This is a genomic window from Dietzia sp. NCCP-2495 (assembly GCF_026011735.1).
Classification (GTDB): domain Bacteria; phylum Actinomycetota; class Actinomycetes; order Mycobacteriales; family Mycobacteriaceae; genus Dietzia.
Genome location: NZ_BRVN01000007.1, coordinates 103,322 through 123,048 on the forward strand (window position 1 = coordinate 103,322; position 19,727 = coordinate 123,048).

Sequence of the window (19,727 nt, forward strand, 5' to 3'; positions counted from 1 at the left end):
AGCTGAGGGGCTGCGAGGGGCCGACGCCGAAGCACCCGGTTCGGGAACCGCGCCGCGGGGGTCTGAGGGGGCCCGAATCGTCGCGCGAGGGACGTCGGGAGGGGCTGCGCAGAGCGCGGCCCCTCCGGTCATTTCACGGGCGGCTTCCGCGCACCACGTCGTCGTAGTCGATGTCGGACCCCGTCGGTACCCTCAAGGCGTGGCTCTCTATCGGAAGTACCGTCCCGCTTCGTTCTCGGAGGTAGTGGGGCAGGAGCACGTCACCGACCCGCTCTCGGTGGCGTTGTCCTCCGGTCGTATCAACCACGCCTACCTGTTCTCCGGGCCGCGCGGCTGTGGCAAGACCTCGTCCGCGCGGATCCTCGCCCGCTCGCTCAACTGCGTCCAGGGGCCCACTCCCGATCCGTGTGGTGAGTGCGATTCGTGCATTGCGTTGGCCCCCGGCGGCAGCGGCACGCTGGACGTGACGGAGCTCGACGCGGCGAGCCACGGTGGTGTGGACGACACGCGTGATCTCCGCGAGCGCGCCTTCTTCGCGCCGGCGTCCTCGCGGTACCGCGTCCTCATCATCGATGAGGCCCACATGGTCACCAACGCGGGTTTCAACGCCCTGCTGAAGATCGTGGAGGAGCCGCCGGAACACCTCATCTTCATCTTCGCCACCACCGAGCCGGACAAGGTCCTGCCGACCATCCGCTCGCGTACGCACCACTACCCGTTCCGGCTGCTCACGCCGTCGTCCATGCGCGGACTGCTCGAGCGCATCTGCGACCAGGAGCGCGTGCAGGTGGACCCGACGGTGTTTCCGCTCGTCATCCGCGCCGGTGGCGGGTCGCCGCGTGACACGCTCAGCGTCCTGGACCAGCTCATGGCCGGTGCCGGGGACGAGGGCATCACGTACCCGCGCGCCGTCGCACTGCTGGGTGCTACCGAGGTCGCGTTGATCGATGACACGGTGGACGCGCTCGCGGTGGGGGACGGCGCCACTCTGTTCCGGACCGTCGACAAGGTGGTGGAGGCCGGGCACGATCCGCGCCGGTTCGCCGCCGACCTGTTGCAGCGCCTGCGCGACCTGATCATGGTGCAGTCCGTTCCGCAGGCCATCGAGCGTGGCCTCGTGGACGCGCCGGTGGAGCAGGCCGAGACCATGCGCCGGCAGGCGGAGAACATCGGCGCCGCCACGTTGGCCCGGTGTGCCGACATGGTGCACGAGGGGCTGGGGTCGATGCGCGGGGCCACCTCGCCGCGGCTGCTGCTGGAGATCCTCTGCGCGAAGTTGCTGCTCCCGTCCGCTGACGACTCGGTGGCCGCGCTGCTCCAGCGCATCGAGTCCCTCGAGGCCGGTCGGCCCGCGGGCGGTGGTGGTGCCGCGCCCGTGGGTGCGCGGCCGGCCGTCGGTGGTGGGAGACGATCTGACGACGACGACACGGCGGCCGCAGGCCCCGGCGGCGCCTCCGCTCCGCAGACTGCCGGGACGGCGGCTCCCGCCGAGGGCCGACCCAAGTTCGTTCGTCGGTCGCAGCAGCAAAAGCAACCCGCGGCGGAGGCGGCACAGCCGCAGGCTCCTGCGCCGGTTGCCCCGGCAGTCGAGCCGCCGACACCGGCGGCCGCGACCCCTGAGTCTGCGACTCCCGCGCCCGCGATGACCGAGTCAGCGGTGCCCGAGCATGCGACGGCGGTACCTCAGTCATCGGCGCACGAGCCGCCTGCGCACGAGCTCCCGGAGCCCGTATCGGAGGCCGCCAGGCCCGTGGTCGCCCCGAACCCCGCCGCACCGACGGTGCCGGGTGAGTCCGTGGCCGGCCAGCAGGCGGCACGACAGTCGCCGAACGAGCAGTCGCATAACGGGCAGCCGACGACGCAGGGTCAGCCCGGGCCCACTCCGGCGACGGACGCCGATCATGCTCCGTCCGAGGACGTCGTTGTCTCCCCGCAGAACCAGTGCGCACCCACATCGGCGTCTGCACCTACGCCGGCGGCAGCGCCCGCTCCGTCGAGTGCACCTGCTGCGGAGCCCACACCGGCCGCTGCTGCTGCTGCACCGGCACCTGAGTCCGCGCCTGCAGCCAGCAGTTCCGGAACAGTGATCGAGGCGGAGGACATCCGCCGAGCTTGGCCCGCGATCAGGGATGCCGTGCGCACGCGGACCCGGACCGTGGAGGTCATGCTCGCCGGTGCTACGGTCGCCGGGGTCGACGGCCAGGTCATACACCTGGTTCACGACTATGCGCCGCTCGCCAAGCGTCTGACGCAACCACACAACGCCACGGCCATCACTGATTCGATCACCGAGGTCGTCGGAGGCCAGTGGGAGATCACCTGCACGTCCGGCAGTGCACCACGCGGTGGTGCCCCGGGAGGTGGCACACCGTCAGGCGGCGCCCCCGCCGGTCGCCAGCCCGCCGGTGGCGGCACAACTCCCGCACCGGCCCCCGCTGCTCAGGGACCCGCCACCCAGGGGTCCGCAGCCCAGGGCCCTGCCGGAGTCGGACCGGGCGGACCGGCCACGCCTGCCAGCGAGGCTCCCGCGACTGCCCAACAGCCCGAGCCCCGTGGATGGGAGCGGAGGGTCCGCGACGCCGGTGCCGCACACGGCAGCGGCGCGGGCGGGTACGACGACATCCCGCCGCCGCCCGAGGAGCCCGAGCCGGACGAGCCCGAGGCGCCGCCTATCACCGAGGACGAGATGATCGATGAGGCGCGTACCAGTGGCCCGCAGAATCTCGACCACCGAACCGGTGAGGACATGGCCCTAGCGCTGCTCAAGGAGCATCTCGGAGCCCGCCCGATCGACCGCTAAGGGGCTGTAGGCGGCGCGGGCGCGGCGCACTGTCGGAACGGACGGTTACCCTGGGTGCCGACCGACCGGGGCTGCCCCCGGGCAGGAACAGGCACGGACAATCACCCCGCCGAAAGGACCCCGATATGCAGCCCGGACCCGACATGAACGCACTCCTCCAGCAGGCCCAGCAGATGCAGGCCCAGCTCGCCGAGGCGCAGCAGGAGATCGCCGCCAGCACGGTCGACGGCAAGGCCGGCGGCGGGCTCGTCACCGTGTCCATGCGCGGCACGGGCGAGGTCACCGGCGTGACGATCGATCCGAAGGTCGTCGACCCGGAGGACATCGAGACCTTGCAGGACCTCCTCGTCGGCGCGTTCGGCGACGCCCACACCCAGGTCCAGAACCTCGCTGAGACCCGCCTCGGCCCGCTGGCCTCCGGCGGCGGCCTCGGCGACATGATGGGCGGCCTCGGAATGTGAGCCCGCGGGATCCGGTGCATGCCGGATACCGCCCACGAGGACCGGGTCGATCCGACCCTTTGGTGATATCGACCCGGTCCCGCGGGATTCCGCTGTGAGGTGGAAGGCCCGCCACCCGACGGTGCTCTCACCGCCGGGACAGGAAGAGCACGGGAAAGCGCGATGTACGAAGGACCGGTCCAGAACCTCATCGACGAGTTCGGCAAGCTGCCGGGCATCGGGCCCAAGTCGGCGCAACGCCTGGCGTTCCACCTGCTCCAGAGTGAGCCGGAGTCAGTCGAACGGCTCCGGACCGCGCTGAAGGCCGTCGTCGACGGGATCACCTACTGCGAGATCTGTGGCACCGTCGCCGCCGCGGAGCGCTGCCGGATCTGCTCTGATCCCCGTCGCGATCCGAGCCTCGTGTGCGTGGTCGAGGAGCCCAAGGACATCGAGGCCATCGAGCGGACGCGTGAGTTCCACGGTCTGTACCACGTCCTCGGCGGTGCGCTCGATCCCATCAATGGAATCGGGCCCAACGAGCTGCGGATCGCCGGACTTATGCGCCGCGTCGGCCAGGAGACGGACGGCACCGAGATCGCCGAGATCATCATCGCCACCGACCCCAATACCACGGGCGAGGCGACCAGCACGTACCTCGCCCGGCTGCTGCGTCCGTTCCCTGATCTCGTGGTGTCGCGTCTGGCCTCCGGCCTGCCGATGGGAGCGGACCTCGAGTTCGCCGACGAGCTGACCCTGGGCAGTGCACTCTCCGGTCGACGCATCCTCTCCGGCGAGAGGTCACGACCCCAGGGCTCGGCCAGAGTTCTGGCGCCCGAGCACATCGATACCCCGCCGCCCCCGACTGAACCCACTGAGCCCGATCCCGCAGAGGTCGAGGTCTCTGAGGCCGCGATCGCTGAGTCAGAGGTCTCGTGGCCCCGGACCGAGCACCGAACAGAGGCGTCCGCGGCGTCCCGTCCGACGACCGACGACGTGGAACGGAGCTCCAATGAGCACGTGGATAACCCGCGCTGAGACCGCGGGCGACATCCCTGCGATCCGCCACATCACCCTGCAGGCATTTCCCACAGCCGAGGAAGCCGACCTGGTCGAGGCCCTGCGCGCTGACGACGAGGCGTGGATCGACGGACTGAGCTGGATCACCACCACGCCGGACGGCGCTCCCGTCGGGCACGCGCTGATCACCCGGTGTCATGTCGACGAAGAACCCGCCCTCGCACTGGCCCCCTGCTCCGTCCTGCCCGAGGTGCAGAGGCGTGGGGCCGGTTCCGCCGCCATCCGCGCCGCCCTGGACGCGGCCCGGGAGATGGGGGAGAAGCTCGTGCTGGTGCTGGGACATGCTGACTACTACCCGCGGTTCGGGTTCACACCGGCCTCCCGGATAGGCATCCGCGCGCCGTTCGAGGTGCCCGACGAGTCCATGATGGCGCTCGTCCTCGACGACGCGCACACCCCGCCGAGCGGGACCATCCGCTACCCGGCGGCCTTCGGCGTCTGAGCCCGGAGGCCCGACCGCGCGCCGGGAGGGGCCGACCCCGCCCCGCTCCCGGCGGGCGCGAGGGTCAGAGGTCGAACAGCCTCGCAGCATTGCCGTGCCACACCGCGCGCAGCCATTCTTCGCCCACTCCGAGCGACAACAGCGCCTTGAGCTGCTCCGCGTACGGGTACGGGATGTTGGGGAAATCGGTGCCCAGCAGGATCTTGTCGCCCAGGTCCGCGAGCCGGCCGTAGTCCGACTTGGGGAACGGGCCGATCTTCTCGGTGAAATCGGTGAACGCCATGGTCGTGTCCAGGTAGACGTTCGGGTACTTCTCCGCCAGGTCCAGGAAGTCCGAGTACTCGATCATGCCCATGTGGGCGATTATGAGCGGCAGGTCGGGGAACCGCTCGAGCACCGCGGCGACCGGCTCCGGCCCGGTGAATTCGCCCGGCACCGGGCCACCGCCGCAGTGGATGACCGTCGGGATCCGGGACTCGGTGAGCTGGCCCCACACAGGATCGAGGAGTGGGTCGCGTGGGTCGTACTCGCCTACCTGGATGTGGGACTTGAACACTCGCGTCCCGGACTCGATCGCGTCCCGGACGTACTCGCCGGCTGACGGCTCGGGGAAGAACGTCGACGTGTGCAGGCAGTCGGGGTGACGGGCCGCGAAATCGACCGACCACGAGTTCAGCCACGCGGCCATGTCGGGTCGGTGCGGGTACAGCATCGAGGAGAACGCGATCACGCCGTACGCGCGCAGCCGCTCCACCCGCTCGTCCTCGGCTTCCTTGTACGTGATCGGCCACTGGCGCCCGATCTTCGGCCCGGCCGTACCGAAGTAGTCCCATACCTTGTCCATGACGTTCTTCGGCATGAAGTGTGTGTGGACGTCGATGATGCCCGGCAGGCCGAGCGGCTCCCAGAGCGCGCGGACCACCCGCGACTCCTCCGCGATGTCGGGCGCCCGGCCCGGCTCGTAGGCGGTGTCGGTCCCGGTTCCGCAGCTCTCACACATGCCGACACGATAAGTCACGACTAACCGAAAGGTCAGCGGTTGGGCGAGTGGGGGGACGCGCGGAATCGAGAGGGGCTGGTCCCGAATCGGCTGCTGAACGCCCGGCTGAAGTGCGAGACATCCCGGTAGCCGACCAGTGCGCCCACCTCGGCGACCGACCGGTCGGAGTCCACCAGCAGCCACCGGGCCCGTTTCAGCCGCTCCTCGGTGAGGAAGCCGCGGGGGGTGAACTCCGTGATCTCGAACAGCTTATGGACATACCGCACCGACATGCCCAGATCGGCGCTGATCTCGGCCAGGCCCCGTCCGGGAAGGTGCAGGGTTCGGATCATCTCGTGCTGCACGCGGAGGAGATCCCGTCGATGCCCGCGCGCGGTCGGGTTGTGTGTCGGGACGCGCTCCCCGACGGTTGTCGCCAGGAGATCCAGCACCGTGCTCGCCGTGGTGGCCAGGGCTCCGTCGGAGAGGTTGTCGTTGGTCTGGGACAAGTCCACGAGGAAGCGCGACAGCATCCCGCCGAGCCCGGTGGCCCCGCACTGCCCCACGCCGAGTGAGGAGACCAGCGTGTCGTCCGGCAGTCGCGCTGCCAGCAGTGCCCTCGGCATGTGCAGGACGATCTGATCGAACTCGGTGCGCCCCTCGACGATGAACGGCGCCGCGGCGTCGACCATGCTGAACGATCCGTCAGAGAGCGTGACGCTCCGGTCGCGCTGGGACACGGTCAGTTCCCCGCCCACGGCCAGCAGCAGCAAGAGGTCGTCTCGCTGATCGGTGCCCACCATCGCGGGCGAGCGCGTGACCCGGTGGGGATCGGCCCGGACACGGCTTAGATGGAGGACGTCGATGTCGCTACTGGACAGGTCGGCGGAGAAGCCGGTGTCCCGCCGCGGCCACTTCACATCCATCTCGCAGAAGGTCGACTCCAGGGCCTCCCTCCACTGCTCGCGGCCCTCGCTCGCGGACAGTCCGCGCGTGCACACGGTACGGGCCGTGGCGCCGGACCGTGGCGCCGGATCCGGTGCGGGACCGCACTTTCCGGCGGTGCGCTTTTCGTCAAACTTCTGTGCACTCGGCGTCATGGCCACCCCTCCCACTCGTCAATAGTGTTCCACATCACACCAGCCGGATCGTTGCTCGGAAGCAGCCGTGCACGTTCTGCCAAATCCGGACCGGGCAGGTCCGACAGCTCAAGGAGTAGAACCGATGTCCGCAACAACCAACTGGATCGACTCGGTGACGATGGAGCAGCTCAACGAGGACCCGAACGCCGTCCACGACCGGCTCCGAGACGAGGCCCCGGTGGCGTTCGTGCCCGCGGTGGGGCTCCACGTCGCGTCGACGCGCGAGGCGTGCATGGCCATCGCTCAGGACAGTGAGAACTGGACCACGGTGATCTTGCCCTCGGGCGAGCGCACCTTCGGCACGGGTACGGTACTCGCAGCCAACGGCGACGAGCACGTCGAACTACGGAAGATGATCGACCCGGGTCTGAGGCCCGCTTCGGTGGACGGGTATATCGACGACATGGTTCGGCCCTATGCCCGTCACCTGCTCGAGCAACTCGACGAGAAGGGTCGGGCGGATATCCAGGAGGAGTACTTCGCCCCGGTGAGTGTGCGGGCGGTCGGCGACCTCATGGGACTGACGAACGTTCCTGCAGAGACTCTGGTCCGGTGGTTCAAGACTCTCGCGTTGGCATTCGGAAACGCAGCGGTCGATGACAAGGGCGACTTCCTCAATCTCGAACTCTTCGAGGCAGCGGACGCGGTGCGCGAGGAGATCCAAGAGGTGGTCGATCCGCTGTTGGACAACTGGGCGGAGAACCCGGACCACTCCCTGCTCTCGCACTGGCTGCATGACGGTGGCGCAGAAGGTGAGCTCCAGTCCAGGGAAAAGATCTACCCGAACATCTACGTCTTCCTCCTCGGTGCCCTCCAGGAGCCGGGCCATGTCATGACGACGACGCTGACAGCGCTCCTGCGGGACCCCGCGCAGCTGGAGCGGGTCATCGACGAGCCGGCTCTCATCCCGCGCGCGGCTAACGAGGCCGCCCGCTGGGTGGCGCCCATCTGGGTAGCCGCGGTCAAGGTGGCTAACTGCGATATGACGGTCTCCGGAGTGGACATCCCGGCTGGAACCCCGGTGCTGCTCACGTACGGTTCGGCGAACCGCGATTCTGACACCTGGGACAGCCCCGAGCAGTTCGACCTTGACCGACCCACCATGCCGCACCTGGCGTTCGGGGCCGGCCGGCACGCCTGTGCCGGCGTGCATGTCGGGATGTCGATCGTGCGAATCGCCCTGGAGGAACTGTTCGAGGCGATCCCAAACATCGAGGCAGACCCTGACGAGGACGTGACGTTCTGGGGTTGGACTTTCCGCGGGCCGCAGGGCTTGCGAGTTACCTGGGAGGTGTGAGGTCATGTCGTACTCCGTGACTCTCGGCGATGGCACACGGTTTGACGCTCCCGGTGACCAGCCGGTACTCGAATCGGCCTTGAGGGCCGGCGCCTGGATGGCGCATGCGTGCTCGCAGGGCACCTGCGGGACGTGCAAGTTCAAGATCGAGGAAGGGACTGTCGACCACGGCTCCTCCTGCACGGATGTCCTGCCCCCGTGCGACCGCTCCGCGGGCCTGGCACTGGCGTGCCAGGCCCGGCCGACGTCGGACCTCACCGCGTCGGTGCTGGGCGAGGACAAGGGGCGTCGCGTCTCGCATCCGCTGAAGGATCACACGGGCAGGGTCATCGAACTCACCACCGTCGCGTCCGACACGGTCCGGCTGGTCGTGCAGGTCGACGAGCCGATGGAGTTCAGCCCGGGGCAGTACTGCGAGTTCAGCGTTCCCGGCACCGACCTCCGCCGGCAGTACTCCATCGCGAGCACCCCATGCGATGGCACCAGGTTGGAATTCCACATCCGTAGAGTGTCCGGTGGCGCCGCCACCGACGGGTGGATTTTCCGGGACCTGGCCGAGGGGCACGAGGTGCAGCTACGTGGCCCGCTGGGAACCTTCCTCTTGGACGGGGTGCAGGAGGAGACCGCGATCCTCATCGGCGGCGGGACCGGACTGGCCCCGCTCAAGTCGATCGCCGTCCACGCGCTGGAGAACAACCTGCTTCCGAAGATCAGCCTGTACCACGGGTGCCGGACCGCGTCCGACCTCTACGACGTGGAGTTCTTCCGCGATCTCCGGGACGCGTATCCCGACACCTTCAGCTATCACCCCGTGCTCAGCGACGAGCCGGGGGAGAGTAGCTGGGACGGGGCCCGCGGGTTGATCACCGAGGCGGTGCTGGAGGACTACTCGACCTGCCGCGGGCACGTCGCCTTCCTCTGCGGGCCGCCGGCGATGATCGAGGCCGGGGTCAAGGTGTTGCGACGCCGCCGGATGCCGAGTCGACTGATGCACCGCGAGGAGTTCACGCCCGCCGCGGGCGATCCGGTAGCGGTGGCCCGCTCGGCGTGAGCCCTTGCCGGGGATGAGGTCCGGGCCGGGCGGAAGTAGTCGTAAATGCAACGCCCCTGTGACGCCCCCTATTCGGAAAGACCGGATAGGGGGCGTCGCATAGGCATCGAGATCCCGAGTGCCAGAACGCTGTGATTGTCGACACATCACTGGGGGAAAGTGGGGGGACACCGTTCCCCGGACCACATGAGGACCCCATGAGACTCCCGAACCGCTCGTTCGCGCTCCCGCTCCTCGCGGGGGCTCTGAGCGTCACCCTCGTCGCCTGCGCCACATCGGAGGCGCAGTCGTTGTCGTCGTCGTCATCCGGCTCGGTCGGATCCGTCGACGCCGGGGACCCGGCACCCACCCCCACCGGCGACGCGGAGATGACGGTGACGCTTCTGGGTACCGGCAGCCCCGTCCCCAGTGCCGAGCGGTTCGGGATGTCGACTCTCGTCCGGGCCGGCGGTCAGGACCTTCTCTTCGACGCCGGGCGCGGCGCGACGATCCGACTCAACCAGGTGGGGCTGTCGGCCGGGCAGGTGGACGGGGTGTTCCTGACGCACTTCCACTCCGACCACGTCAACGGCCTCGCCGACCTGTGGATGAGCTCCTACATCCCCGCGCTCGGAGGGCGCGAGGGCAGCTTCCAGCTGTACGGTCCGACCGGCGTCGGGCAGATCGCGGAGGGGCTGCAGCTGACCCACCAGAACGACATCGACGTGCGCGTGGCGGACGGTGAGGTGGACCCGTCGACCACCGGGATCGAGCCGCACGAGTTCGACGACGACGGCGTGATCTTCGAGAAGGACGGGGTGACGGTGACGATGTTCACCGTCGAGCACGATCCGGTCGGCGCGATCGACCCGGCGGTCGGCTTCCGCGTGGACAACGGCGAGAGCTCCGTGCTCATCAGCGGCGACACGCGGCCCACGCCCAACGTGCTGACCTACGGCGAGGGCGTGGACCTGCTGATCCACGAGGTGGCCGACTTCGTCGACCCCACCCTCCCGGTGGTTGAGACGGTGTACGCGCACCACACCAACCCGCGACAGGCCGGCGAGATCTTCACCTCCGTCGCCCCCGCGATGGCCGCGTACTCGCACATCGTCAACGGTGCGCCCCCGCGCATCCCCGACCTGCCCATGGAGACGCTCGTCGAGCGGACCCGGGAGACCTACTCGGGCCCCCTCGCGGTGGGCGTGGACCTCATGACATTCGAGATCAACGACCGGGACGTGCAGGTCTTCGAGCCCCGGGGCTGACCCCCCGGGGCGGGGCGCCCCGATCGCCCGCTCCGCCACCCGGCGTGAGGCACGCTGAGATAGACACCCGCTCCCCGCAAATCAGAGGAGAACGAGATGATCGACAAGGTACTGGTCGCCAACAGGGGCGAGATCGCGATCCGTGCGTTCCGTGCGGCGGTCGAGCTCGGGGTGAAGACGGTGGCGGTGTTCCCGTACGAGGACCGCAACTCGGTGCATCGCCTCAAGGCCGACGAGTCGTATCAGATCGGCGAGCCCGGACACCCCGTGCGCGCCTACCTGTCGGTCGAGGAGGTCGTGCGGACCGCGCACGACGCCGGTGCGGATGCGGTGTACCCGGGATACGGGTTCCTCTCGGAGAACCCTGACCTGGCTGCGGCGTGCGAGGCGGCGGGACTGGTGTTCGTCGGACCGTCTGCGGCGGTCCTGGAGCTCACCGGCGACAAATCGCGCGCGGTGGCGGCGGCTCGGGAGGCGGGGATCCCGGTGCTGGCGTCGACCCCGCCGTCGGCCGATCCGGAGGACCTGGTGGCGGCCGCCGAGGGCATGGCGTTCCCGGTCTTCGTCAAGGCCGTCGCGGGTGGCGGCGGTCGCGGGGTGCGGCGTGTGGAGCGCCAGGAGGACTTGGCCGAGGCCATCGCCTCGGCCTCCCGGGAGGCGGAATCCGCGTTCGGCGATCCGACGGTGTACGTGGAACAGGCCGTGGTCAATCCGCGGCACATCGAGGTGCAGATCCTCGCGGACACCTCCGGCGAGGTGATCCACCTCTACGAACGCGACTGCAGTGTGCAGCGGCGGCACCAGAAAGTAGTGGAGATGGCGCCGGCGCCGAACCTGCCGGCAGACCTGCGGGACCGGATCTGCGCCGATGCCGTGGCCTTTGCCCGACACATCGGGTACACGTGCGCCGGGACGGTGGAGTTCCTGCTCGACGAGCGAGGCCGGCATGTGTTCATCGAGATGAACCCTCGAATCCAGGTCGAGCACACCGTGACCGAGGAGATCACCGACGTCGACCTGGTGGCCGCGCAGCTGCGGATCGCCTCGGGGGAGACGCTGACGGACATGGGCCTGACGCAGGACCGGATCGGGATCCGGGGCGCGGCACTGCAGTGTCGGATCACCACCGAGGACCCCGCCAACGGCTTCCGGCCGGACACCGGGCGCATCACCGCCTACCGGACCCCCGGGGGCGCCGGGATCCGGCTGGACGGCGGGACGTCCGTCGGCGCCGAGGTCAGCCCCCATTTCGATTCGATGCTGGTTAAGCTGACCTGCCGCGGACGGGATCTGGAGACCGCCGTGGCACGCGCCGGCCGCGCACTGGCCGAGTTCCGGATCCGTGGCGTGGCGACGAACGTGCCGTTCCTGCAGGCGCTGCTCGACGACCCGGACTTCCGGGCCGGTCAGGTGACCACGTCGTTCATCGGGGACCGGCCGGAGTTGCTGACCGCCCGCACAACGTCCGATCGCGGGACCCGGATCCTGCGGTACCTGGCGGACGTGACAGTCAACAAGCCACACGGACCGCGACCGACGACGGTCTATCCGAGCGAGAAGCTACCGAGGCCCGGCGCCGCGGGAGGGGACGGCGCTGTCCGGGGGGCGCCGTCGGATATGCGTTCGGGGGACGGCCCCGCTGACCTGACCCGCCCGGTGGACGGGTCGCGGCAGCGGCTGCTCGCACTGGGGCCGGAGGGATTCGCCACCGACCTGCGGGCCCGACCCGCACTCGGCGTGACCGACACGACGTTCCGTGATGCCCACCAGTCCCTGCTCGCGACCCGGCTGCGCACCAACGACCTGTTGGAGGTGGCGCCCTATGTCGCCTCGCTGACCCCGGAGCTGCTGTCGGTGGAGTGCTGGGGCGGGGCGACCTACGACGTGGCACTCCGGTTCCTCAAAGAGGATCCCTGGGAGCGACTCGCCCGGCTGCGGGAGGCGATCCCCAACATCTGTCTCCAGATGTTGCTGCGCGGCGCCAACACGGTCGGCTACACCCACTACCCGCCGAAGGTGACCTCGGCGTTCGTCGACGAGGCCGCTGCGGTGGGCGTCGACATCTTCCGGATCTTCGACGCGCTCAACAATGTCGACGCCATGCGCCCGGCCATCGATGCCGTCCGCGGGACCGGCACCACCGTCGCCGAGGTGGCGATGAGCTACACCGGGGACCTGATGGATCCCCGTGAGGACCTCTACACACTTGACTACTACCTGCGCCTGGCCGAGCAGATCGTGGACGCCGGCGCGCACGTGCTGGCGATCAAGGACATGGCCGGTCTGCTCCGGGCTCCGGCCGCGGCGAAGCTCGTCGGCGCACTGCGGTCCGAGTTCGATCTGCCGATCCATGTCCACACCCATGACACCCCGGGTGGCCAGCTGGCCACCTACCTCGCCGCCTGGGAGGCGGGTGCCGACGTCGTGGACGGCGCCAGTGCCGCCCTCGCCGGGACGACCAGTCAACCGGCACTGTCGGCGATCGTCGCCGCGACCGCACACACCGAGCGGGACACCGGGCTCGATCTGGCGTCGGTATGCGCCCTGGAGCCGTACTGGGAGGCGGTGCGCAAGGTGTATGCGCCGTTCGAGTCGGGCCTGCCGTCGCCGACCGGTCGGGTGTACACCCACGAGATCCCCGGTGGGCAGCTGTCCAACCTGAGGCAGCAGGCGGTATCCCTGGGGCTGGCGGACCGGTTCGAGCAGGTCGAGACCGCCTACGCCGACGCCGACCGGCTCCTCGGCCGACTGATCAAGGTCACCCCGTCGTCGAAGGTGGTCGGCGACCTCGCCCTGACGCTCGTGGGGCGCGGGATCACGGCCGACGAGTTCGCGCGGGACCCGGGCTCCTATGACATCCCCGACTCGGTGATCGGCTTCCTTGGCGGCGAACTCGGAGAACCGGTCGGCGGGTGGCCCGAGCCACTGCGCACCGCGGCTCTGGCCGGACGGTCGGCCACCCGCGACGTCGTCCCCCTGAGCGTCGAGGACCACGCCGCGCTGGAGGTACCCGGCCCCGAGCGGCGTCGACGGCTCAACCAGCTGCTCTTCCCGGGCCCGACCGCCGAGTACGAGGAGCACCGAGAGACATACGGTGACACCTCCACGATCTCCTCCAACCAGTTCTTCTACGGGCTGCGTGACCGGGACGAACACCGGGTCCGGCTCGAGCCGGGCGTGGAACTGCTCATCGGACTCGAGGCGATCGGGGAGGCGGACGAGCACGGGTACCGGACCGTCATGTGCATCCTCAACGGTCAGCTCCGTCCCGTCCGGGTGGTGGACCGGTCCGTGGCCGTGGACGTTCCCGTGGCGGAGAAGGCGGACCACGCCGACCCGGGACATGTGGCCGCACCGTTCGCGGGCGTGGTGACCGTCGTGGTGACTGCGGGCGACCACGTCGAGGCAGGTGGGACCGTCGCGACCATCGAGGCCATGAAGATGGAGGCCGCGATCACCAGCCCCCGAGGCGGCACCGTCTCCCGCGTCGCGCTGGCCGGAGCCACCCAGGTCGAGGCCGACGACCTCATCGTGGTGGTGGACGGTGACTGACCGCCGCCAGGGGTGTCACGGGCGTGATCGGGGAACGCGCCCGGTCAGGCGCCCGGGCCCAGATGTGCGTGTTATGTCATGGAATGCGGGTAACGCCCCACCTATGGTGGGAACACCACCCTGTCGCGGAGAAATGGGGAGCTGATGAGTTCGCTGTCCACCGTGCGCAAGCTCGGACCGGTTCTGGATTTGTTCAGCGTTGACGCGCCTGAATGGGGAGTAAGCGAGGTGTCGGAGGCGCTGGGGATACCCCGGTCCAGCACTCATGCGCTGCTCACCAGCCTGGTGGACATCGGCCTGCTCCAGTGCCGCGTCCGCGGCCGTTACCGGATCGGGTGGCGGGTGGTCGAGTTAGCGGAGGCGCTCCGCGGCCGCCTCGACGTCCGGAGTATCGCCGCACCCGTCCTGGACAACCTGGTGGCGCAGCACGGCGAGACCTCCCACCTCGCGGTGATGGAGCGCATGCAGGTCCTGTACGTGGACAAGGTCATGGGTACCCACAATGTCACCGTCCAGGGCGCCCGGATCGGCGCACGCCTCGACCTGCACTGCACAGGAGTCGGCAAACTCCTGCTCGCCTACCAGGGGCAAGCCGATATCGAGATGTTCCTCGAGCGGCAGACCCTGCCCCGACGCACACCGGCCACCATCACGGATCCCGAGGCGATGCTCGCGGAACTCCGAGCCATCCGAAGGCAGGGGTTCGCCGTGGACCGGGGCGAGGCGGTCGCGGAGATCCACTGCACGGCAGCCCCCATCCGGGATGACATGGGGGTGGTGATCGCTGCGGTCAGTTCGAGCGCGCCAAAGGACAGGTACGCCTCCCGCCGAGCCGAGATCACGCAGGCAGTGGTCGCCGCAGCGGCGGAGATCACCAGGACCGTCAGCGACACCGCCAAGGCCGGAAAGCTGACGGTCGATCAGCAGACCACCCCCGACGTGCGGGAGATCCGCCCCGCGATGTGACCGGGGCCCCGGACCTTTTCGACAGAACAGAGGAGAACATGGACCAGATCGATCAGATCGCCGACGAGTTGCTCGGCGCCTACGGCAGCAGACGTACCGTCGCGCCGCTGACCGAGCGCTTCCCCGGGCTCGGGCTCGACGTGGCGTACCGGGTGCAGCAGCGGCAGGTGGACCGGTGGGTCGCAGATGGAGACCGGGTCGTGGGCCACAAGGTGGGGCTCTCATCCCGGGCGATGCAGCGCATGGTCGGCGTGGACCAGCCCGACTTCGGGCATCTCACGCAGAGCATGATCCACCAGGAACAGACACCCATCCCGCACGGGACGTTCCTGCAGCCGCGTATCGAGCCCGAGATCGCGTTCGTGCTGGGTGAGCCACTCAAGGGCCCCGGGGTGACCACGGCCGAGGCCATCGCCGCGATCGATTTCGTCCTGCCCGCCCTCGAGATCGTCGACTCCCGGGTCTCCGACTGGAAGATCGGGATCTTCGACACGGTCTCCGACAATGCCTCTTCGGGCGGGGTGATACTGGGCAGCACCCCGGTCGGGGTCCGCGACGTGGACCTGAGACTGACTGGCTGCAACCTCTACCGTAACGGTGAGCTGGTCGCGACCGGTGCCGGCGGCGCGGTCCTCGGTTCCCCCATCAACTCCCTGGTGTGGCTCGCCAACACCGTCGGCCCGCTCGGGACGACGCTGGAGCCCGGCCACATCGTGCTGCCGGGGTCGATGACCTCGGCCTTTGACGTGTCACCCGGCGACGTGATCGTCGCCGACATCGGCGGGATCGGCACCACCACCGCCATCATGGGTCGCCCCCAGAGTGAAGGAGCTGCGTGATGACCACCGAGACCACCTGGAGCCCCGCGGTCGTCGCGCAGCGCTGCCTCGACGCCGAGGCCTCCGTCACGGCGTTGACCTCGATCAAGGCGCAGTGGGACGGGCTGGACCTGCCGGCGGCCTACGCCGCACAGGACATCGCCCTACGGGTTCGGACCGGGCGCGGCGAGACCCTGACCGGGGTCAAGCTCGGCGTCACCTCCAAGGCCAAGCAGCGGCAGGTCAACGTCGACTCGCCGTCCACGGCGTGGCTCACCGACGCCATGTATCTCCCGCCGGGCGAGCCGATCGTGTGCGAGGAGATGATCCATCCGCGGGTCGAGCCCGAGATCGCGTTCGTGATGGGTGAACGGCTCGAGGGGCCGGGCCAGACCGCCGCCACCGCGATCGCCGCGGTGAGCAGCGTGGTGGGCGCGCTGGAGATCATCGACTCCCGCTTCTCCGGTTACACCTTCACCATGATGGACGCGATCGCGGACAACAACTCCTCGGGCAAGTACGTCACCGGGCCCACCTCGGTTTCGCCGTACGGGCTCGACCTCGGGCTGGAGGCGTGTGTGCTTGAGGTGGACGGGGAGGTGGTGGACTCGGCCACCGGTGCCGCCGTGCACGGACACCCGGCCGAGGCGCTGGCCTTCGCCGCCAATACGCTCGCCGAGCGTGGGCTCGCGATCGAACCCGGCTGGGTGATCCTCACCGGCGGCATGACCGACGCGGTGCCGCTCACTCCTGGCCGGGCGATCTCCGCGCACTTCACCAACCTTGGTCTGGTCACCGTCCGCGGGGCCACCGCCACAAATCAGTAGAGGAGGACACCGTGCCGATCATCGAAGCGACCGTCTCCGAGGGCCGCAGCCCGGAGGCGATCCGTTCGCTCATCCACGAGCTCAGCGCTGCCGCAGCACGAGCCCTCGACGCGCCGCTCGTCAGCGTTCGAGTGATCGTCCGTGAGGTGCCGCGCACGCACTTCGCGGCCGCCGACGTGACGATCGCCGAGCGCGACGCCGGATCCGAGACCTGACCTGGTTTTCGGTACCGCCACACGAGTCCGTCCGGCTCCCGCACACCGCTGGGAGCCGGGCTTGGTCGTGGGAACGATCTGGAGATGATGACGACGACAACGCGACCGACTTAAGTAGTCGGCCGCGTTGTCGTCGTCGTTTACGTCGGTCCAGCGCGGCGGGCACCGGTGGGAACGACTCTATCCGCCGTCCTCACGTGCGCGGATCTCGGCGCCGCGCACGTCGGCCGCGACGCGCCCGCCGATGGCCCAGTGCGCCGGATCCAACGTGACCAGCTCGCCACGGACCAGCTCGCGTTCGTAACCGAGTACGTCAACGAGCAGGTCGGTGACCCCCTCGAGCAGGGCACGCCCCTGCTCGGGCGGTCGGCCCGCGAGAACCCGCATGGTGAAGTACGGCGCAGCGTCCCCGCGGGAGGCCACCTGACGGCCGGCCACCATGACGTGCGCGGCCGGGTATTCAGCGACGAACACGCGGACGCGCTCGACGGGGCTGGACAGCACCTCGCAATACAGTGCGGTGACCCGCGACTGGAACTCCTTGAGCTGCTCGGCAGGGTACGTCCCTGCGACTAGGTGTACATGTGCAATGGGCATCAGAATAGATTCCTTCGGACTCCGCCGTCGAGGCTGACTACGGCGCCGTGTAGCACAGACGCCTGGGGGGCGAGGAGCGTGGACACAAACCACGAGATCTCGTCAAGGGAGGGAAGGCGGCCGGTCGAGGTCCTGCTGATGTAGCGCTGCCAGATCTCCGCTTCCGGAACTCCGGTCTCGGCGGACTCGCGCCTCGCGAACTCCCGCAGACGGGGAGTCTCGACGGGACCGGGCGCGAGGGTATGGACGGTGACCCCGTCGGCGCCCTTTCGTTGGGACAGCTGCCGCATGAGATTGATCAGTGCAGCGTTGGAGGTGCCCGGTGCGGCGTCCGCGGGGCCGGGCTCCAGTCCCAGCGACCCGGCGACGGCGACGAAGCGCGATCCCTCGACCAGTCGGTCCTCGACCGCTCGCAACAGATGCAGCGTCGCCACCGACTTGAAGCCGGCCGCCAGTGCCAGGTCCTCAGTCGGCATCACATCGAGTGATCCGCCGACGGGCAGGCCCGCCGCCATGAGGGCCAGGTCGACGCGGGTCACGCCCGCAGCGTCCAACGTGCCGCGGATGGCGGCGACGGAGGACGGGTCCCCGATGTCGGCAACGCATGGGACGACGCCCGCATGTCTGGCGCCGCCGCCGCGGCCGGCGGTATGGAGCTCAGCGGCGAGGGCGTCGAGTTGCTCGGCGTTCCGCGCGATCGCGAGGACCCGTCTGCCTTCGGTGGAAAGGCGGCGGGCTACCGAGGCGCCCATCGCCCCGGTCGCTCCCACGATCACGCAGATCCCGGTCATCGGGTCTCCGTATTCAACCGGATGGTCACCGCGCGGGGTTCGGTGAAGAAGTCGCGCGAGAACTGGCCGCCCTCGCGGCCGAGGCCACTTATGCCTTCGCCGCCGAACGGTAGGCGCAGGTCACGCTCGAAGAACGTATTGATCCAGACCGTCCCCGCCTTCCAGTTGGCGGCCATGCGGTGGGCGCGGTCGAGGTTGGTGGTGAACAGCATGCCGGCGAGCCCGTAGGGGCTGTCGTTGGCGATGCGCAGTGCCTCGTCCTCGGTGTCGAACCCGAGCACGGTCTCCACTGGGCCGAAGATTTCCTCGCGCGCCACGCGGTCCTGATTCGTGAGGCCCGTGATGATGGTCGGCGGGTAGTAGAAGCCGGCCGCGTGCGCAGCGGAGGTCAGGCGGGCGCCGCCCATGACCACCTCGCCGCCTTCCTCGCGGGCCAGATCCACGTAGCCCGACACCTTGGACAGGTGATCGTCCGTGATGAGTGGGCCGACGAACGTCTCCGGGTCCTTGGGGTCGCCGACCTTGAGCTTGGCGGTCTCGGAGACGAAGCGCTCGAGGAACTCGTCGCGGATCGAGTTCTGCACCAGTAGGCGTGTGCCCGAGAGGCAGACCTGGCCGTTGCCGGCGAAGATCGCGCGCAGGGCCTTGGGGACCGCGATGTCCAGGTCGGCATCGGCGAAGATGATGTTGGCGGACTTGCCTCCCATCTCCGCGGAGACCGGGGTGTGGTTGACCGCGGCGGACTGGAGGATCTTCACGCCTGTTGCGCTGGACCCGGTGAACGTGATGCGGTCGACGCGGGGATCCGAGGTGAGCGGTCCCGCGACCTCGTCGCCGCCGAAGCCGTGCACGACGTTGAGTACTCCCTCCGGCATTCCGGCCTCGACCGCGAGTTCGGCGAACCGGGCGGCGGTGAGCGGAGTCTGTGGTGCGGGTTTGAGCACCACGGTGTTGCCGAACGCCAGTGCCGGGGCGATCTTCCACGTGGCCAGCATGAGCGGGGCGTTCCACGGGCTGATCGCCGCGACCACGCCTGCCGCCGGGTAGAGGACGTAGGAGAACAGGTCCCCGTCCGGGTAGGCCTCGTTGCCCGCCATCGCCACGTAGTCGGCGAAGAACCGTAGGTTGAGGGCCACGCGCGGGATGTCGGCGTGGCTGGTCTGCGAGATGGCCTTGCCGCCGTCCCGCGTCTCCAGCATGGCAAGCTCGTCGCGGTGTTCGTCCACCTTGTCGGCGAGCCGGTGGAGGATCGCAGCGCGCTCCTTGGGGGTCATCCGGGGCCACGGTCCTTCGTCGAATGCGCGGCGGGCGGCTGCGATCGCCGCCTCCCCGTCAACCGCGCCGCCGCGGGCGACCTCCGCCAGCAGGCTGCCGTCGTGGGGGTCGCGGGTCTCAAAGGTTCGTCCGTCGGCGGAGTCGGTCCACCGGCCGCCGATGAAGTGCTTGATGGTGGTGGTCATGTCGTGCCTCTCGGTGTGCGTAC

General features: G+C 69.3%; 16 protein-coding genes and 1 pseudogene. 12 read left to right on the forward strand and 5 right to left on the reverse strand.

Annotated features, from left to right (window positions below; genetic code table 11):
* Positions 1-199 precede the first annotated feature (199 nt).
* The 4 genes and pseudogenes from OPF83_RS08605 to OPF83_RS08620 all read left to right on the forward strand — a co-directional run bounded on the left by OPF83_RS08605 (position 200) and on the right by OPF83_RS08620 (position 4,762).
* Entirely contained in the window at positions 200-2,800 is a 2,601-nt protein-coding gene (locus tag OPF83_RS08605) for a DNA polymerase III subunit gamma and tau (RefSeq protein ID WP_264886953.1), read from the forward strand.
* Between the two features lie 125 nt (positions 2,801-2,925).
* Positions 2,926-3,261 (forward strand): YbaB/EbfC family nucleoid-associated protein, encoded by a 336-nt coding sequence (locus OPF83_RS08610; protein ID WP_264886954.1) that lies wholly within the window; start codon positions 2,926-2,928, stop codon positions 3,259-3,261.
* Positions 3,262-3,423: 162 nt separating this feature from the next.
* Positions 3,424-4,029: pseudogene (gene recR / locus OPF83_RS08615) on the forward strand (recombination mediator RecR); the annotation flags it as partial.
* Between the two features lie 223 nt (positions 4,030-4,252).
* Entirely contained in the window at positions 4,253-4,762 is a 510-nt protein-coding gene (locus tag OPF83_RS08620) for a GNAT family N-acetyltransferase (RefSeq protein ID WP_264886956.1), read from the forward strand.
* Positions 4,763-4,826: 64 nt separating this feature from the next.
* On the opposite strand, the gene OPF83_RS08625 is transcribed toward OPF83_RS08620, so the two are convergent.
* Complete coding sequence (locus OPF83_RS08625) at positions 4,827-5,762, reverse strand: amidohydrolase family protein (protein ID WP_264886957.1); 936 nt, start codon at positions 5,760-5,762, stop codon at positions 4,827-4,829.
* A gap of 32 nt (positions 5,763-5,794) precedes the next feature.
* Positions 5,795-6,841 (reverse strand): AraC family transcriptional regulator, encoded by a 1,047-nt coding sequence (locus OPF83_RS08630; protein WP_264886958.1) that lies wholly within the window; start codon positions 6,839-6,841, stop codon positions 5,795-5,797.
* 124 nt (positions 6,842-6,965) lie between these two features.
* Here OPF83_RS08630 and OPF83_RS08635 point away from each other — a divergent pair, with 124 nt between their 5' ends.
* The 8 genes from OPF83_RS08635 to OPF83_RS08670 all read left to right on the forward strand — a co-directional run bounded on the left by OPF83_RS08635 (position 6,966) and on the right by OPF83_RS08670 (position 16,856).
* Entirely contained in the window at positions 6,966-8,180 is a 1,215-nt protein-coding gene (locus OPF83_RS08635; RefSeq protein ID WP_264886959.1) for a cytochrome P450, read from the forward strand.
* A 4-nt stretch (positions 8,181-8,184) separates the two neighbouring features.
* Positions 8,185-9,231 (forward strand): 2Fe-2S iron-sulfur cluster-binding protein, encoded by a 1,047-nt coding sequence (locus OPF83_RS08640; protein WP_264886960.1) that lies wholly within the window; start codon positions 8,185-8,187, stop codon positions 9,229-9,231.
* Positions 9,232-9,428: 197 nt separating this feature from the next.
* A complete protein-coding gene (locus OPF83_RS08645; RefSeq protein ID WP_264886961.1) occupies positions 9,429-10,478 on the forward strand; it encodes an MBL fold metallo-hydrolase in 1,050 nt (349 codons plus the stop codon).
* A gap of 96 nt (positions 10,479-10,574) precedes the next feature.
* Complete coding sequence (locus tag OPF83_RS08650; protein WP_264886962.1) at positions 10,575-14,030, forward strand: pyruvate carboxylase; 3,456 nt, start codon at positions 10,575-10,577, stop codon at positions 14,028-14,030.
* A gap of 144 nt (positions 14,031-14,174) precedes the next feature.
* Positions 14,175-14,996: an IclR family transcriptional regulator gene (locus OPF83_RS08655; RefSeq protein ID WP_264886964.1), complete on the forward strand. Its 822-nt coding sequence runs from the start codon at positions 14,175-14,177 to the stop codon at positions 14,994-14,996.
* A 38-nt stretch (positions 14,997-15,034) separates the two neighbouring features.
* The gene (locus tag OPF83_RS08660) at positions 15,035-15,835 is read left to right on the forward strand and encodes a 2-keto-4-pentenoate hydratase (protein WP_264886965.1); all 801 of its coding nucleotides are present in this window, start codon (positions 15,035-15,037) and stop codon (positions 15,833-15,835) included.
* Complete coding sequence (locus OPF83_RS08665; RefSeq protein ID WP_264886966.1) at positions 15,835-16,641, forward strand: 2-keto-4-pentenoate hydratase; 807 nt, start codon at positions 15,835-15,837, stop codon at positions 16,639-16,641. Before OPF83_RS08660 ends, OPF83_RS08665 begins: the two co-directional genes overlap by 1 nt.
* Before the next feature lie 11 nt (positions 16,642-16,652).
* A complete protein-coding gene (locus OPF83_RS08670) occupies positions 16,653-16,856 on the forward strand; it encodes a tautomerase family protein (protein WP_264886967.1) in 204 nt (67 codons plus the stop codon).
* Between the two features lie 180 nt (positions 16,857-17,036).
* On the opposite strand, the gene OPF83_RS08675 is transcribed toward OPF83_RS08670, so the two are convergent.
* Genes OPF83_RS08675 through OPF83_RS08685 form a run of 3 tightly spaced genes read right to left on the reverse strand, consistent with a single transcriptional unit; the run spans position 17,037 to position 19,704 of the window.
* Positions 17,037-17,453 (reverse strand): tautomerase family protein, encoded by a 417-nt coding sequence (locus OPF83_RS08675; RefSeq protein WP_264886968.1) that lies wholly within the window; start codon positions 17,451-17,453, stop codon positions 17,037-17,039.
* On the reverse strand, positions 17,453-18,244 hold the full coding sequence (locus OPF83_RS08680; protein ID WP_264886970.1) for an SDR family oxidoreductase: 792 nt from the start codon (positions 18,242-18,244) through the stop codon (positions 17,453-17,455). Before OPF83_RS08680 ends, OPF83_RS08675 begins: the two co-directional genes overlap by 1 nt.
* A complete protein-coding gene (locus tag OPF83_RS08685) occupies positions 18,241-19,704 on the reverse strand; it encodes an aldehyde dehydrogenase (RefSeq protein ID WP_264886971.1) in 1,464 nt (487 codons plus the stop codon). The genes OPF83_RS08680 and OPF83_RS08685 overlap by 4 nt, the downstream gene beginning before the upstream one ends.
* Positions 19,705-19,727 lie beyond the last annotated feature (23 nt).